This is a genomic window from Microbispora sp. NBRC 16548, assembly GCF_030268985.1.
GTDB classification, from domain to species: Bacteria; Actinomycetota; Actinomycetes; order Streptosporangiales; family Streptosporangiaceae; genus Microbispora; species Microbispora catharanthi.
The window spans coordinates 153,200-168,148 of sequence record NZ_BSSF01000013.1 but is presented as its reverse complement, the minus strand read 5'-3'; the positions used below and the strand labels follow the sequence as shown (position 1 = coordinate 168,148).

16 protein-coding genes and 2 tRNA genes are annotated in these 14,949 nt (G+C 71.8%); 2 read left to right on the top strand and 16 right to left on the bottom strand.

Features of this window, described 5'->3' with window-relative positions:
- Positions 1–9 precede the first annotated feature (9 nt).
- From QSK36_RS31640 to QSK36_RS31595, 10 genes are all read right to left on the bottom strand, one after another.
- Positions 10–579 (bottom strand): TMEM165/GDT1 family protein, encoded by a 570-nt coding sequence (locus tag QSK36_RS31640; RefSeq protein WP_183533890.1) that lies wholly within the window; start codon positions 577–579, stop codon positions 10–12.
- Between the two features lie 212 nt (positions 580–791).
- The gene (locus QSK36_RS31635; protein ID WP_285784905.1) at positions 792–1,856 is read right to left on the bottom strand and encodes a UDP-N-acetylmuramate dehydrogenase; all 1,065 of its coding nucleotides are present in this window, start codon (positions 1,854–1,856) and stop codon (positions 792–794) included.
- A gap of 40 nt (positions 1,857–1,896) precedes the next feature.
- Positions 1,897–2,250 (bottom strand): hypothetical protein, encoded by a 354-nt coding sequence (locus QSK36_RS31630; RefSeq protein WP_183533886.1) that lies wholly within the window; start codon positions 2,248–2,250, stop codon positions 1,897–1,899.
- Positions 2,251–2,320: 70 nt separating this feature from the next.
- A complete protein-coding gene (locus tag QSK36_RS31625) occupies positions 2,321–2,749 on the bottom strand; it encodes a MaoC family dehydratase (RefSeq protein ID WP_182898314.1) in 429 nt (142 codons plus the stop codon).
- Between the two features lie 2 nt (positions 2,750–2,751).
- Positions 2,752–3,201 carry a MaoC family dehydratase N-terminal domain-containing protein gene (locus tag QSK36_RS31620; protein WP_139579907.1) on the bottom strand — a complete coding sequence of 150 codons (450 nt, stop codon included), beginning with the start codon at positions 3,199–3,201 and terminating at the stop codon, positions 2,752–2,754.
- A 149-nt stretch (positions 3,202–3,350) separates the two neighbouring features.
- On the bottom strand, positions 3,351–3,515 hold the full coding sequence (rpmG, locus tag QSK36_RS31615; RefSeq protein ID WP_030510782.1) for a 50S ribosomal protein L33: 165 nt from the start codon (positions 3,513–3,515) through the stop codon (positions 3,351–3,353).
- Between the two features lie 80 nt (positions 3,516–3,595).
- Positions 3,596–3,669 (bottom strand) — tRNA-Met (locus QSK36_RS31610).
- Between the two features lie 179 nt (positions 3,670–3,848).
- Positions 3,849–3,921 (bottom strand) — tRNA-Thr (locus QSK36_RS31605).
- Positions 3,922–4,013: 92 nt separating this feature from the next.
- Positions 4,014–4,445, bottom strand: a complete 432-nt coding sequence (locus QSK36_RS31600; protein WP_183533884.1) for a hypothetical protein — start codon at positions 4,443–4,445, stop codon at positions 4,014–4,016.
- A gap of 59 nt (positions 4,446–4,504) precedes the next feature.
- Positions 4,505–4,714, bottom strand: a complete 210-nt coding sequence (locus QSK36_RS31595; protein ID WP_183533882.1) for a transposase — start codon at positions 4,712–4,714, stop codon at positions 4,505–4,507.
- Positions 4,715–4,859: 145 nt separating this feature from the next.
- Between QSK36_RS31595 and QSK36_RS31590 the strand changes: the two genes are divergently transcribed.
- Positions 4,860–5,480: a hemerythrin domain-containing protein gene (locus QSK36_RS31590; RefSeq protein ID WP_285784904.1), complete on the top strand. Its 621-nt coding sequence runs from the start codon at positions 4,860–4,862 to the stop codon at positions 5,478–5,480.
- On the opposite strand, the gene QSK36_RS31585 is transcribed toward QSK36_RS31590, so the two are convergent.
- Positions 5,461–8,778, bottom strand: coding sequence for an ATP-binding protein (locus tag QSK36_RS31585; RefSeq protein WP_285784903.1), 3,318 nt, complete (start codon positions 8,776–8,778; stop codon positions 5,461–5,463). The two genes, QSK36_RS31590 and QSK36_RS31585, sit on opposite strands and share 20 nt — an antisense overlap.
- 29 nt (positions 8,779–8,807) lie before the next feature.
- Positions 8,808–9,335 carry a C40 family peptidase gene (locus QSK36_RS31580; RefSeq protein ID WP_285784902.1) on the bottom strand — a complete coding sequence of 176 codons (528 nt, stop codon included), beginning with the start codon at positions 9,333–9,335 and terminating at the stop codon, positions 8,808–8,810.
- Positions 9,336–9,545: 210 nt separating this feature from the next.
- Here QSK36_RS31580 and QSK36_RS31575 point away from each other — a divergent pair, with 210 nt between their 5' ends.
- Positions 9,546–9,887, top strand: coding sequence for an STAS domain-containing protein (locus tag QSK36_RS31575; protein WP_285784901.1), 342 nt, complete (start codon positions 9,546–9,548; stop codon positions 9,885–9,887).
- A 10-nt stretch (positions 9,888–9,897) separates the two neighbouring features.
- Here the strand turns inward: QSK36_RS31575 and QSK36_RS31570 are convergent, their stop codons facing one another.
- The 4 genes from QSK36_RS31570 to pnuC form a co-directional block, all read right to left on the bottom strand.
- Positions 9,898–12,045: a transglycosylase domain-containing protein gene (locus tag QSK36_RS31570; protein ID WP_352241235.1), complete on the bottom strand. Its 2,148-nt coding sequence runs from the start codon at positions 12,043–12,045 to the stop codon at positions 9,898–9,900.
- Positions 12,046–12,117: 72 nt separating this feature from the next.
- Complete coding sequence (bla, locus tag QSK36_RS31565; protein WP_285784900.1) at positions 12,118–13,029, bottom strand: class A beta-lactamase; 912 nt, start codon at positions 13,027–13,029, stop codon at positions 12,118–12,120.
- Positions 13,030–13,150: 121 nt separating this feature from the next.
- Complete coding sequence (locus QSK36_RS31560) at positions 13,151–14,263, bottom strand: AAA family ATPase (RefSeq protein ID WP_285784899.1); 1,113 nt, start codon at positions 14,261–14,263, stop codon at positions 13,151–13,153.
- Positions 14,260–14,922, bottom strand: coding sequence for a nicotinamide riboside transporter PnuC (pnuC, locus tag QSK36_RS31555; protein ID WP_285784898.1), 663 nt, complete (start codon positions 14,920–14,922; stop codon positions 14,260–14,262). Before pnuC ends, QSK36_RS31560 begins: the two co-directional genes overlap by 4 nt.
- Between the last annotated feature and the right edge of the window lie 27 nt (positions 14,923–14,949).

Here is a 14,949-nt window from a genome sequence, read left to right as displayed (position 1 = left end):
GAACGAGGGTCAGGCGATCAGAGGCTCGGCCAGCAGCAGCACGCCGAAGACGGCGAACGCGGCGGCCGCGCCATACTTGATCCACTTCTCGGGCAGGCGCGAGCCGAGGAACCGGCCGACCAGGATGGCCAGCGCGTCGGCGGCGACCATGCCCACGGTCGAGCCGACCCACGTGCCGAACCAGCCGTGCTGGGTGGCCAGCGTGATGGTGGCGAGCATGGTCTTGTCGCCCAGCTCGCTGAGGAAGAACGCCACGGCGACGGCGATGAACGCGTTGCGGGTGGTCCGGGCCGCCTTGCCCTTCTCCTCCTCGGTGAGCTCGTCACCGCGCAGCGTCCACGCCGCGAAGGCGAGGAACGCGAGGCCCGCGATGATCGAGATGGCGGTGGTGGGGAGGGCGTCGCCGACGACCCTGCCGACGCCGACGCTGACGAGGTGGACGAGCGCGGTCGCGGCGGTGATGCCGGCCAGCACCGGCCCCGTCTTGAACCGGGTCGCGAACGTCAGGGCCATGAGCTGGCTCTTGTCGCCCAGCTCGGCCACGAAGATGACGACGAGGGAGATCCAGAGGGCTTGCACGGGTCGCCTTCCTACAGGGGAGATGCGACCGGGCCGCCGTACGACACCCGGGGAGTTCGGGCACGACTTCGGCCCGGCAGCATGTGATCATGACTGTCGGGCCGAAGGTCTCGTCCGCCACGAGGGCTCCACGACCGGGCGGACGAACCGCCAGTGTGTCGATCAGTGGATTTCGGACTACTCCCCTTCGGTGTCGTCCCAGTTTAACCGAGCTAAAGGCGTACTCCCACCAGCACGGGCTCGTTGACGAGCCACACCCCGAACTTCTCGTGCACGCCGTCGCGCACCTCGCGGGCCAGCGCCAGCAGTTCGGTCGCGCCCGCCTCGCCGGAGGGGTTGGTGAGGGCCAGCGTGTGCTTGGTCGAGATGCGGACCCGGCCCCTTTCGTAACCCTTGGGGAATCCGGCGTTCTCGATCAGCCACGCCGCCGGGATCTTGACCGTGCCGTCGGGCATGTCCCAGCGCGGATGGCCGGGGGCCCGCAGAGCCAGGGCCGCCGCCTCCTCCGGGCCGAGCACGGGATTGGTGAAGAACGACCCCGCGCTGCGCGTGTCCGGGTCGTCGGGGTCGAGCACCATGCCCTTGCCCCGCCGCAGCTCCAGCACCGCCTCCCGCGCGTCGGCCAGCGGCACCCGCGCGCCGATCTCCACGCCGAGCCGCGTGGCCAGCTCCTTGTAGGCCACGGGCCCCGACAGCGGCGAGCGCTCCAGGGCGTAGGTGACGGCCAGCACCATGTGCCGGCCGGGGTCGTGCTTGAACGCGCTGTGCCGGTAGGCGAAGCCGCACTCGGCCGCCGTGAGGTCCCCCACCTCGCCGGTCGCCCGGTCGTACACGCGGACGGCGGCGACGGTCTGCGAGACGTCCTGCCCGTACGCGCCGACGTTCTGGATCGGGGTGGAGCCCACCAGCCCGGGTATGCCCGACAGGCACTCGACCCCCGACCAGCCCTCGGCCACGCAGCGGGCGACCAGGGCGTCCCAGTCCTCCCCCGCCTGCACGGTGACCAGCACGCGCCCGTCCCCTGCCGCTGAGGTCGGGGCCGTCACGTCGACGCCCCGGGTGACGACGCGCACCACGAGCCCGTCGAACCCGTCGTCGGACACCACGAGGTTGCTGCCGCCGCCGAGCACCAGCACGGGCTCGCCCTCATGGTCGGCCTCGGCCACGATCGCGACCAGCTCGTCCTGCGTCCGCGCCTGCGTGAACGCCCGGGCCGGTCCGCCCGTCCGCAGCGTGGTATACGGGGCGAGCGGCACCCCTGCCAACCGGTCAGCCATCGGTCTCCTCGCACCCGGAACATCCCGACGAACAGGATAGCTATCCGCGGTCCTCGCGTTCCGCCTCGGCGATCGACTCGTCGACCCTCGACGTGGCCGAACTGCCGTCCCACAGGAGCTGGGAGGCGACCACCGACGGCTCGCCCGAGGGGGTCAGCGCGGTCTCGATCGTCCCGCCGGGAGCGACGTCCCGCTTGACCTCGGTGATCTCTTCCGGGCCCGCGGCTCCGGCGGCCTCCCTGGCGTTCTCCGCCCGCGGGCGCGGCAACGCGCCGCCGTGGGCGTCGCCGGCCTTGCCGGGGTCCTGGGTCTCCGCGGCGACGCCGGCGACGTCGCCGTGCTCCCGCTGGGTGGTGATCGGCTCGTTCTTCGCTTCGATGTCTCGCTCGTTCACGATCCGACCGCTACCCGGCACCGCCACGGTCAATCGGGCCGGTCGGGGAGGGCCGGCCAGGAGAGGGCGCTCAGGAGAGCTGGACCACCGCGCGGGCCTTGGACAGGACGCGGGCGTCGCCGGACCTCGCGGTCAGCGCCACGACGACGCGCTTGTCCTCGCGCTTGTCCTCGACGACCCCGCTGATCGTGATCGTCGCGCCGTTGTCGTCGTCCGGCACCACGACCATGGAGGAGAACCGGACGCCGTACTCCACCACCGCGCCGGGGTCGCCCGCCCAGTCCGTCACGAACCGGCCGCCCTGCGCCATCGTGTACATGCCGTGCGCGATGACGTCGGGCAGGCCGACCGCCTTCGCGTGCCGCTCGTTCCAGTGGATGGGGTTGAAGTCGCCCGAGGCGCCGGCGTACCTCACCAGGTCCACCCGGCGGACCCGGTATTCGACGGCCGGGATCTCCTGGCCGGTCTCCACCTCGTCGTACTTGACCGTCGCCGCCATGATCAGGCCGCCCCTCCGCGCTCCACGATGATGTTGTACGTCCGGCAGACCAGCTCACCCGAGGTGGTCGAGACGTCGCTGCGCAGGGTCAGGAACTCGTTGCGGCCGACGCTGCGGATCTCCGCGACGGTCGAGGTGCACACCAGCTCGTCGCCCGCGTGGATGGGCCGCTCGTACTCGAACCTCTGCTCGCCGTGCACGACCATCGCGAAGTTGAGCCCGAGGTCGGGGTCGGCGAGCGCGTCACCGGTCCCGAAGAGGCTGAACACGATGGGGAACGTGGGCGGCGCGACGACGTCCGGGTGCCCGGCCGCCACGGCGGCCCGCCTGTCGTGGTAGATCGGGTTGGAGTCGCCGATCGCGGTGGCGAACTCGCTGATCTTCACGCGGCTGACCTCGTAGGGCGCGGACGACTCGTACGTCCGCCCGACGAAATCGCGGTTCAAAGGCATCGGGCCGGGCTCCTTAGAGATGAGCTGGGTAGGCCGTACGGTAACAGACCCACGCCGGCGGACACCGGCCCGCACCGCTCCGGACACGACAAACCGGCGCCCCCCTAGGGAACGCCGGTGTCGGAAGTGCGTGCGATCCGTGCCGTGGTCTAGCGGGTCTCGCGGTGCGCCCGGTGCGTCTTGCAGTTGGGGCAGTACTTCTTCAGCTCAAGCCGATCCGGGTCGTTGCGCCGGTTCTTCCGCGTGATGTAGTTGCGGTGCTTGCACTCCTGGCAGGCCAGCGTGATCTTCGGCCTAACGTCTGCGGCAGCCACGTGGGAGTGCCTTTCTGCGTTCGGGACTACTGGACAAACCCACACCGGGGTCCCCTTGTTCAGGTGACCCGGCAGGGTAGTAGCGGAGGCCGGACTTGAACCGGCGACACAGCGATTATGAGCCGCTTGCTCTGCCTGACTGAGCTACTCCGCCTCGGCCGGAAACTGGATCCGGCCACGCAAGGATACCCGACCTGAACGGCTATTCGCGCATCGGGATCAGCCATGATCGAGATCGGTCTTTCGGCGAGGATGAGGCATCCCCACCAAGCCGAAAGCCCCACCCTGCAGCGCTCAGTCAGAAGCACTGCTTGGATAGGACTTTCCGGCTAGAGCCCCCAAACGGAATCGAACCGTTGACCTTCTCCTTACCATGGAGACGCTCTGCCGACTGAGCTATAGGGGCGGGTCCGCCTGCTGCTCTCGCGCTGCGGACAGGTGTAACCATACACGGCCACGGCGGTGTGTGCGAATTCGAATCTCCCTCCGGCACGCGGCTCAGGGCGTCGGCAGCACCCCGGACAGATCGGCCTCGGGACGGTGCCGGACGGGCACGTCGGCCGTGACCGCGTACCGGCTGAAGTACCCCTTGCCCTTGACCGGGATCACGCTGCTCAACGTCACCGTGGCGGCGTACGGCGCGTCCGCGCACTCGGGCAGGCACCACGTGCCGCTGAGCCTGCCCGCGCCGGTCGCCCGGGTCGGCCCCCAGGTCCGCCAGGTGACCCCGCTCATCGTGCTGAACTCCGAGAGCACGAGGTTCGCCGGCCGCTGCTCGGCCCTGCCCCGCTCGGAGTTCTGGAGGTTGAGCACGTACACCGGCGTCTCTGCCGGGGGGCCCGTGGGCGCCGCCCCGCAGCCGCCGGCGGCGACGCAGAGCGCGGTGACGGTGACAGGCAGACGGACAGGCAGACGGACAGGCAGGCGCATCGATTCCCCCTCGGCACTCTGAGTGCCCAGGGCCCGCCGCCGTTACGCCTGTGACCAGGCTATTTGACGGCCGTACGGGCGTCGCCGGCCTTGACGGGCAGCGGGATCACCTCGCAGAGGTCGGCGAGGTCGACATACCGGGCGACCTCCTCGACCGAGAGGCAGTCGGCGACCACCTGACCGTTGCGCCGCACCCGCAGCACCTGGCGGTCGCGGCGGTACGCGGGAACGATCTCGTATCCGTCCGGTCCCACCCATCGGCTGTCCATAGGGGAACAAGCTATCGGCTTCTCCCCACGTCTATCTCCCGTCCCATGGGAATCGTCTTAAGTAGGGTCTTAATCGACCCCAAGTGCGGGGCCGCACAGTGAGCGTGACGCACCACCGTTCCCCACGTTCACGAAGGGTCTTCCGATGTCCGACACCCCCAACCTGCTGGGCTTCCGCATCGCGCACCGGGCGATGCGCACCGACTCCCGGCGCCTGGCCGACGTCACCGCCGAGATCGCCGCGGGCCGGCAGCCGTGCGGCCCGGATCGCGCCGCCGCCATCCGCGAGTACGCGACCAAGCTGTGCCGCGGCATCCACCACCATCACAAGGCGGAGGACGACCACCTGTGGCCGCTGCTCGTCCGCTCGGCGGGCGCCGAGATCGACCTGAGCGAGCTGAGCGAGGACCACTCCGAGCTCGACCCGCTGCTTGAGGAGATCCAGGCGGTCGCGGGTGACCCGGCCGAGCTGGCCAAGCCGCTGCGCCGGCTGGCCGACCTGCTCGACGAGCACATCCAGGAGGAGGAGCGCACGATCTTCCCGATCATCATGCGGCACGTCTCCGGCAAGGACTGGGAGGTGATGGAGCAGCACGTCCGCAAGGGCGGCGACGTCCGCTTCGAGCTGCCCAGGATCGAGCAGCACGCGCGGCCGGAGGAGCTGGCGGAGCTGCGCAGGCTGGCCGGGCCGGTCCTGGTCGTCATGCTGGCGCTGATGCGCCGCGCCCACCTCCGCCGCGAGCGGCTCATCTTCGGTGCCGCGTGAGCGCTGCGTTGTCAACTTCACGGCGGGCGGCCTCCTCCCAGTGCGGGGAGCCGACCTGCCGGGCGACCTCGGCGGCCCGCAGGTAGTGGGCCTCGGCGGCGCCGGGCCGGCCCAGGAACGCCGCGAGGTCGCCGAGCGTGTGCGCGACCGGCCCGAGCGTGACCGAGCCCGAGTGCAGGCCGGCCAGCTCGCCGTCGGACGACAGCAGCAGGCGGTAGCACTCCTCGGCCGCCCCCCGGTGGCCGAGCGCGATCGCGTTGTCCGCACGCAGAGACATGAAGACGAGCCAGTAGTAGTCCTGGCGGGGGACGCGCGCGGAGGCCCACACCACGCGGGCCTCCTCCAGGCGGCCGGCCCCGGCGAGCGCCCGCGTGTACAGCTCGCCCGCGTCCTGCGGCAGGCGTTCCCACAGAGCGGCGAGCTCCTCCACAGACTCGTGGACCCGCCCCGCGGCCAGCTTGACCACGAAGCGGCCGACCGTCCCCACCATCGCGCCGTTGGCGTCACCGGTGCTGGCCAGCCGCTCCCCGAGCTGCGTGTAGACGCTCTCGGCCCGCTCGAACTCCCCCCTGACCAGCAGGTGCAGGGCGTCGAGGAAGGCGAGGATGCCGAGGGCCAGGCCGAGCTGGCCGCTCGTCGACAGCTCCATGGCCTTGTCGGCGTGCCGGCGTGCCGTGGTCCAGTCGTTGCGGCTGAGCGCGACCATGAGCAGCGAGAAGTGGCCGAGCGTCTGGTAGCCGAGGAGCCCGGCGGCGGCCGAGGCGGCCAGCAGATCGTGCCCGAGCGTCTCCAGGTCGTCCCGCCTGTCCGGGGTCAGGCAGACCCAGTAGCGGCCATTGAGCGCCATGCACCGCAGGCGGAGGTCGCCGAGGGCGTCCGCGATCGCCAGCGCCTCCGCGCTCGCCGCCTCGATGCGCTCCGAGTCGTGTCCTTCAAGCGCGTGGCAGAGGGCGACGAGCATCCGGCAGCGCAGCTCCCCTGCCTCCGCGGGCAGCGACTCCTCGATCGCCCCGACGAGATCGGCGTCGAGCGCGCGGTCGGGCTGGATGGTCCAGATGACCGGCGCGTCGAGCGATGACACCGCCCGCGCCACCGCGCCGCGATCCCCCGTCTGGCGGGCCACCGCGAGCGCCTTCGTCCGGTTGCGCACCGCAGTGATCACGTCGCCCGCGTGCGACTGCGCGGACACCAGGCGGCACAGGAGGTCCAGGCGGACGTCCCGGGACGCGTCGCCGGCCCCTCCGCTCACCAGGTCGAGTGCGCCCAGCGCGCCCTCCAGCAGCGCCGCCGCCTCCTTGTGCGCGTACAGCGCGGTCGCCTGCCCGGCGGCCCGCGCCGCGTACTCGGCCGCCGTGAGGGCGGTCGCGGTGGTCGCGGCGGCGAGCGCGTGGTGCCCGAGCGCCCCCACCTCGCCGGGGCGGACCCGCTCGAGCGCCGCCAGGACCTTGCCGTGCATCCGCGTACGGCGCAGCCGCGGGATGTCCTCGTACAGCGTCTCGCGGACGAGCACGTGGGCGAACCGGACGCGGCCGGGGCGCGGCTCCTCCAGCAGGCCGGACAGCACGCCCGCCTCCAGGCCGTCGAGCACGGTCTCCTCGTCGGCTCCCGGCATGGCGATCAGCACGTCCGCGTCGGCCTCCCGGCCGAGAACCGCGGCGTTGCGCAACGTCGTCTGGGCCGTCGCGGGCAGCCGGGCGAGACGCCTGCGGATGAGGTCGCGCACGCCGGGCGGCAGCGCGTGGGCCGCCGACGGGCCGTCCACCGCGAGCAGCCGGGCCGTCTCGGTCACGAACAGCGGGTTGCCGCCGCTCCGCTCGGTGACCGTGCGAACCGTGGCCTCGTCGACCTCCGTGCCGGAACGTTCGGCGAGCAGCCTGGCCACCTCGTGTTCGCCGAGGCCGCCCAGGGTGATGTTCTCCACCGCCTGCACGGCGAGCGCCGCCCCGGTGGCCGTCAGGTCGTCGCCGGCCTCGGCCGGCCGGTGCGTCAGCAGGACGAGGACCGGCGTCCGCGCCAGGCGGCCGGCCAGGTGGCGCAGGAGCTGGAGGGTCTCCTCGTCGGCCCGGTGCACGTCCTCCAGCACGATCAGCAGCGGTCCCGGCACGCCCTCCAGATAGTCGCCGGCCGCCCGCGCCAGCCAGAACTGGCCCACGGGCGCGGCGTCGTCGGTCAGCAGGGGCGCCAGCCGGGCCGCGGTCCCGGGTTCGGGCGGGCAGGTCGCCGACAGCTCTCGCAGCACCTCGCTCCACGCCCACGCGGGCGGCACGCCGCCGGTCGTCTCGGGGCAGCGCCCGACCACGGTCTGCCAGCCGCCGGCCGCCAGGCGTCGCACGAGCGCGTCGGCCAGGGTGCTCTTGCCCGAGCCCGCCTCGCCGCCGAGCCAGGCGATGCGGAAACCGGCCCGGGCCCGCTCCGCCGCGGCGGCCAGCCGGGACAGCTCGGCCGTACGGCCGACCATGCGGACGGGCTCCCGGACGGGTTCCTGGGCGGGCGGCGGGGCGGGGACCACGCGCGCAGAGGCCGCCCGGACCACGGGGGTCGCGTCGAGCGACTCGGCCTGCGCGAGGATGTCCGCCTCGAGCGCGCGCAGGGCGGGCCCGGGATCGACGCCGAGCTGGTCGGCGAGCAGGTCGCGCGTCCTGCGCAGGACCGCCAGCGCCTCCCCCTGCCGCCCGGCCCGGTAGTAGGCGAGCGCGAGCAGCCGTACGGCGTTCTCGCGCAGGGAATGGGGCGTGAGGTGACGCTCCAGCTCGGGGACGACCTCGGCGTGGCGGCCGAGTGCGAGCCCGGCCTCGGCGCGATACTCCACCGCGACCGCCCGGAGCTCGTCCAGGTGGACCACCTCGGGGACGGCCCACTCCTCCTCGCCGAATTCCGCGTACGCCCGGCCGGTCCACAGCGCCAGCGCCTCGTCCACGACCTCGAGCGCCCGTGCGTGCCGCCCCTCGTTGAGCAGGCCGGCGGCGGACTCGACCAGCCGGGGGAAGCGCCAGGCGTCCACGTCGCCGGGCTCCAGCGCCAGCCGATAGCCGGGTGGGACGCTGACCAGCACGCGGGCGGCGGCGCGGGGGGCGCGGCCCGGCTCCAGTGCCCGCCGGAGATTGGAGACGTAGACCTGGAGCGCGCCCAGCGCGCGCGGCGGAGGCTGGCCCCTCCACAGGTCGTCGACGAACCGGTCGGTCGACACCACGTGTCCCTGGGCGCAGACCAGCCGGGCCAGCACAGCGCGCTGGAGCGAGGTCCCGAGGTCCGCGGGGCGCCCGTCGACCTCCGCCGCGATTCGCCCCAAAACCCGCACTTTTACCATAACGGGGGCAAGCATAGGGATCAGGTTCGGTAGTGGTAGTAACCGAGCAGGTCATCCAGCACGGACACGTCGTCCATGCGGATGCGCGTCCCGGTGGCGAACGCGTTGATCATCTTGCCGCCTCCGACATACACCCCGACGTGGTGGGTTCTGCCGGGCCTGCCGTAGAAGACCAGGTCGCCGGGTTGCGGCACGCCGACCCGGCGCAGCCGGCCGATGTGATCGTCGGTGTTGCCCGGACCGAGCACGTCGTCGCCGAACGCCAGGTCGTACACCCATCGGGTGAACCCCGAGCAGTCGAAGCCGCGCGTCCGCCTCGCCGGACAGGGCGTGACCGAGCCGCTGTACCCCCGGCAGGTCCCCTTCGACGGCCCCGGCCGCGTCGCGTGTCCCCCGCCCCACGAGTACGGCAGAGCCCCCTGGGCGGCGTACGCGACGGCGACGGCCCTGGGCAGCTCCTCGTTGAGCGGCGCGGATCCCGTGGCGGCCAGCGCGACGATTCCCCCGATCAGAACCAGTCGACGCCTGAGCGCGCGCTTAACCCCCATGGATCGTGACAATAGCCACCCGTCTCTTTCCTGACCATGGAAGCTTTGCCTCACCCGATCGACGCACCGGAGGGGGATTGTTACCCTGAGTACGGCTCAGCTCGTACGGTCACTCGGCGCGTCGATCGAAGCGCTTCGCCGGTCGCCCCGGACCTCCCCGTCCCGCTCCCCCGGTGGTCCCCGGCGCCAAGGAGAGCGAAGGGAACCACCGTGGAGACGTGGACGGCACAACCCCCGGCCCCCACCCGCTGGTGGGTGCTCGGGCTGCGCGGAGAGCTGGATCTCCACGCGGTGCGGCACCTGCGCGAGCCGCTGCTCAGCCAGATCGAGGCCCACGGCCCGTGGCTGGCCATCGACCTCAGCGAGGTGCGGTTCATCGACACCACGGGCGTGGGGCTGCTCGTGCGCCTGGTGCACAACCTGCGCGACAGGAACGGCGACCTCGCCCTCATCGCGCCGGCCGGCCAGGTGCTGCGAATCCTCCGCTGGACGAACCTGACCCGGCTGTTCCGCGTCCTCGACACGGCCGACGCGCTGGACGACTCCGGCTGATCGGGCGGGATCAGTTGGGCAGGACCGTCACCGGAGAGTCGCCGCCTCCCGCCGGACCACCGCCCCCCGTCGGAGGCGTCACGGACACCAGGCCCCGGCAACTGTCGCCGCAGCCGCCGAACCGCTCGGCATCGACCGGCGCGAAGTCCGTCGGCGGCACGCCGCGCAACGCGCTCAGCATGGTGTCCTTCCAGATCGGCCCGGGGACGCTGGCGCCGAACACCGAGCCGTAGTAACGGCCGCCGATCGTGACGCCGTTCAGCTTGTACTTCGACGTGCCACGGGGGTCGCCGAGGCTGACCGCGCCGGCGAGGTCGGGGGTGAACCCGGCGAACCAGGCAGAGGAGGACTCGTCGTTGGTGCCGGTCTTGCCCGCCGCGTCACGCCCGATGCCGCCGACAGCCGCCATCGTGCCCTTGGTCAGGACACCGGACAGCACGTGCGCCGCCGCGTCCGCCACCTCGGGGTCGAGGGCCTGACGGCACTTGGGCGTGAAGTCGGTGGTCTTGCCGGTGCTCTCGGTGATCCGGGCGATCGCCATCGGCGCGCAGTACTTGCCGCGCGCGCCGATCGCGGCGTAGGCGTTGGCGACGGTCACGGGGTCCATCTCGTTGATGCCGAGCGTGAACGTCTCGAACTCACTGAGCGGGTTGCCGTCGGAGCGGTGGATGCCCAGCGACTTGGCCGTCTTGATCACCTCGCAGAGCCCGACCCGCTGCTCCAGCATCATGAAGAACGTGTTGACCGAGTGCCAGGTGCCGGTCTGCAGGGTCAGCCAGCCGGGCGACCCCTCGTCGTTGGTGACCGTGTGGCCCGGGTCGCCGATGGGCTTGCCCGCGCAGTTCTTGAACGTCGCGTAGGCCGGCGCGGTGTAGCCGGCGCCCGCGCTGAACCCGTCGCTGATCTTCATGCCCTGCTTCAGCGCGGTGAGCAGGGTGAACGTCTTGAAGGTCGAGCCGGCCTGGAAGCCGATGCCGCCGCCGTGCGCGGCGTCCGCCACGAGGTTGTAGGACATCTCGTTCTTGCTCTTGCGCGTCCCGTACGGACGGCTCGCGGCCATCGCCTTGATCGCCCCGGTGCCGGGCTGGACCAGCGCCTCGGCGGCCACGGGGTTGTCGGACGGGTGGACCCACTTCCTGATCGCCTTGTCGGCGGCGGCCTGCATCGCGGGGTCGATCGTGGTCTTGATGGTCAGGCCGCCGCGGTTGAGGAACGCCAGGCGCTGCTTGGCCGTCTTGCCGAAGTCGGGGTTGCTGAGGATCTCGTTACGCACGTAGACGCAGAAGTACGGATACCTGCTCGACTCGCAGCCGCCGGGCAGCGGGGTCCCCTTGTAGCCGAGCCTGGCCTTCTTCGCATCGGCCGCCTGAGCCTTGGTGATCTTGCCGAGCTCGGCCATCCGGTCGAGCACGACGTTGCGCCGCTTCAGCAGGCGGTCGCGGCTGGTCTTGCCCAGGTTGGGGTCGGTGGCGTTGGGGTCCTGCACGGCTCCCGCCAGCGTCGCCGCCTGCGGCAGCGTCAGCTCGCTCGCGCTGACCCCGAAGAACCGCTTGGCCGCCGCCTCGACGCCGTACGCGCCCGCGCCGAAGTAGGCGATGTTGAGGTACTTCTCCAGGATCTGGTCCTTGGAGTACTTCTTCTCCACGCCCATCGCGTATCGCAGCTCGTTGAGCTTGCGGGCGTAGCTGGCCTCCAGCGCCTTGTTCTTCTCCGCCTCGGTCTGGGCGGCGTTGAGCAGCACCTGCTTGACGTACTGCTGGGTGATCGACGAGCCGCCCTGGGCCACCCCGCCCGACTGCAGGTTCTTCGCCAGGGCGCGGATAGTGCCCTCGATGTCGATCGGGCCGTGCTCGTAGAACCGGTAGTCCTCGATCGAGATGATGGCCGTCTTCATGATGTCCGCGATCTGGTCGAGCGGGACGACCTCGCGGTACTGCTCCCAGAACCGGGCGATCTCGTGGCCCTTCACGTCCTGCACGACCGAAACCTGCGCAAGCGGAGGCTCGGCGAGGTCCCGGGGCTGGAGGCCCACGTCCTCGACGGCCGACACCAGCCCGACGCCCGCGCCTCCCACCGCCGGCAGCGCGATCCCCGCGACCAGCACGCCCGCCGCCGCTCCCATGGCGGCCAGACGGAGCACCTTCCCCGTGGCGTTCACACGATCCTCCCCCAAATGGCTATAGACAAGGTTATGGGGCCGTAAAGCGCGGTCGGCCCCATAACGCGGTATTTACGAGAGCCGGCCGAGGCCGCGCGCGAGCACGGTCGCCGTCTGGGCGATCGCCTTATCGTCGGTGGCGCCGTCGGCCGCCCGGCGGTTGGTGTAGATCGCCATGACGATCGGGGCGGCGTCCTTGGCCGGCCAGACGACGGCGATGTCGTTGGCGGTGCCGTACGTGCCGCCGGTGCCGGTCTTGTCGCCGACGATCCACGTCGTGGGCAGCCCGGCGCGGATGCGCGCGTCCCCGGTCGTGTTGTCGCGCAGCCACCCGATCAGCCGGGATCGGTCCTTCGCGCCGAGCGCGTCGCCGGTCGTGAGCGCCCTCAGGTCGCGGGCGACGGCCGCGGGCGTGGTGGTGTCGCGCTTCTCCTTGGGCGACCAGTCGTTGAGCTCGGTCTCCCAGCGGTCCAGCCGGGACACGGGGTCCTTGAGCGTGCGGAAGTAGCGGGTGAGGCCCTGCGGCCCGCCGATCCGCTTCAGCAGCATGTTCCCCGCGGTGTTGTCGCTGTAGATGATCGCCGCCCGGCACAGCTCGGCGAGGGTCATGCCGTCCTTCACGTGCTTGCCGGTCTCCGGCGAGTTCGGCTTCACCTCGCCGGCCTTCCAGTGGACGACCTTCCGCGTCAGCTCCCGGTCGGTCGTCCGGGCGAGCACCGCGCCCGCGGCCACCGCCTTGAAGGTGGACGCCAGCGCGAACCGCTCGCCCGCCCGATAGCCGATCGTCTTCCCCGTCGCCGTGTCGATCGCGTACGCGCCGATGCGGCCCTTGAACGACGTCTCCAGCGCGCGCAGCGCGGCGGCCACGTCCGTCCGGGGCGCGGCGGCGGCTGTGGCGGTGGCGGTGGTCGCGGGAACGGCGCCGGCCAGAAGGGAGACCGTGATCGTGGCGGCTTTCAGCGTAACCGGCAGTGTCCGTGGCATGGCATGTCCTTGCTCTCGTCCGTCACAGGGGCGTTAGACGCAGGAGCAAAGCAAAGTGTTCAGAACATGTCCAATATTCATATGGACACTCGATCGATATGAGTTCTCGTATCGACCCAGCTCATAACGGCGGGGCGAACCGGCGACCGGCCGTGACGAGATCGTCGACGGCCCGCACGGCGGCGGTCAGCCGCTCCTCGGGCGGCCCGGAGACGACGACGTGCGGGAGCCCGCGATCGGCCAGCTCCGCGCGCAGGCGGCGGTCCATGCCGTGCCGCACGTGCTCGCCGTCGCGCCAGCCGTCCTGCTCGAACGGCACGCCGTCCACGGACGTGTGGATCCACAGGTCGTGCCGGGCCCGTTCGTGGACCCGCAGGACCTCGGGACTCACCGTGCCGAGATAGCGCTCGTGCCACAGCGCGGTGGCCAGCGCGTCGGTGTCGCAGAACAGCACCGGCGACCCCGTCCGCGCCGCCGCCTCCTCCCAGTCGAGCTGCCGGTGGGCGATCAGCGTGAACTCCTCCGGCTCCCACTCCAGGTCGTCCAGCCACGGTTCCTGCGCCCCCGCGGCCTTGGCCGCCCGGCGGGCCGCCGCGAGCTTCTCCTCGCAATACGTCCTGCCGTACTCGGGCACCCACCGGGTCGCCGCCCAGACTCCGCCGCGTGCGGCGTAGTACGCGGCCAGCGCGCGGGCGAGTGTGGTGGTGCCGGTGGACTCGGCCCCGACGACGACCACCCGCCAGGCGAGGTGGGCGCGCACGGCCGGGCTCAGCCAGGGCCACGCGGCCACCGGATCGTCGCGGACCATCGTCCCGCTGACCGGATAGCGGATCCTGTCCGGATCGACCGCCACGTGCGCGCCGCCGAACCTGCGGGCCAGCTCGGGCCCGTACGCCTCGGAGGAGAAGACGGCGTCGACGTCCGGCGCGAGGCCGCCGTGGGCCAGCGCCAGCGCGTGCCGGAAGACCTCGACGTGCGCGGCCCAGATCTCCGGGTCGTCGTAGTCGATCTCGATGTCGTCCACCACGGGCGCCACCACCACGTGGGGCTGCGGGTGCGCCTCGCGCAGCCACGCCGCGCGGAGGGCGAGCGGGACGCTCTCCACGCTGCTGGCCGCGACGACCACCGTGACCAGCGTGCACTGCTCGGCGGCGGTGTCGACGAGGTGGTGGTGGCCGGCGTGTGGAGGGTAGAACTTGCCGATCACCAGCCCGTGCGCGTATCGGGCGCTCATCGCGTCACCGCCGCGTCACCGTCAGGGGCGGGAGCGGGCCGGGCGGCGGAGTCGCGCCGCCAGGCGAGCAGTCCGGCCACGCACAGCGCGAGGAACAGCACGTAGAGCACGCTGGTGAGGTAGAGGTCCTTGTACGCGTAAAGGGGGATGTAGACCAGGTCGACCGTGATCCACAGCCACCACGACTCCACCCGCTTGCGGCACTGGCCGTAGGTCGCCATGAGCGACAGCGCGGTCGTCAGGGCGTCCCAGAACGGGACGGCCGAGTTGGTCCAGGTCGCCAGTGCGGCGGTGAGCAGCGCGGTCACCGCGGCGCCCGCGAGCACGAGCCATCCCCACTCCGCGCGGCCGGTCCTGGTGACCGTGAGCGTGGTCCGCCCGGCCCCGCCGTACAGCCACTGCCACCAGCCGTACAGGCCGAGGAGCACGTAGACGATCTGCAGGGCCGCGTCGGCGTACAGGCCCACGGCCAGGAAGACGAGACCGAGCAGGACGACGTTCGCGACGCCGATCGGCCAGTTCCAGACGTGCTGGCGGACCACCAGCCAGACGGTGAGCGCCCCTGTCGCGAACCCGAGCAACTCGGCCCAGCTCGTCGACACGCCGCCCAGGGTGATGGCGGGCTCCAGGAGGGGCCCCAGCAGATCGGTCAGCGCCACCACGACCTCCTTAATCGTCAGGGTGAC

What these genes read in the sequence shown, in the direction of transcription:
- QSK36_RS31635 (WP_285784905.1), bottom strand. Translation starts at nt 1,856, where the DNA reads ATGGCTGACCGGTTGGCAGGGGTGCCGCTCGCCCCGTATACCACGCTG.
- QSK36_RS31600 (WP_183533884.1), bottom strand. Translation starts at nt 4,445, where the DNA reads ATGCGCCTGCCTGTCCGTCTGCCTGTCCGTCTGCCTGTCACCGTCACC.
- QSK36_RS31560 (WP_285784899.1), bottom strand. Translation starts at nt 14,263, where the DNA reads ATGAGCGCCCGATACGCGCACGGGCTGGTGATCGGCAAGTTCTACCCT.
- QSK36_RS31580 (WP_285784902.1), bottom strand. Translation starts at nt 9,335, where the DNA reads ATGGGGGTTAAGCGCGCGCTCAGGCGTCGACTGGTTCTGATCGGGGGA.
- QSK36_RS31620 (WP_139579907.1), bottom strand. Translation starts at nt 3,201, where the DNA reads ATGCCTTTGAACCGCGATTTCGTCGGGCGGACGTACGAGTCGTCCGCG.
- QSK36_RS31595 (WP_183533882.1), bottom strand. Translation starts at nt 4,714, where the DNA reads ATGGACAGCCGATGGGTGGGACCGGACGGATACGAGATCGTTCCCGCG.
- QSK36_RS31590 (WP_285784904.1), top strand. Translation starts at nt 4,860, where the DNA reads ATGTCCGACACCCCCAACCTGCTGGGCTTCCGCATCGCGCACCGGGCG.
- QSK36_RS31625 (WP_182898314.1), bottom strand. Translation starts at nt 2,749, where the DNA reads ATGGCGGCGACGGTCAAGTACGACGAGGTGGAGACCGGCCAGGAGATC.
- bla (WP_285784900.1), bottom strand. Translation starts at nt 13,029, where the DNA reads ATGCCACGGACACTGCCGGTTACGCTGAAAGCCGCCACGATCACGGTC.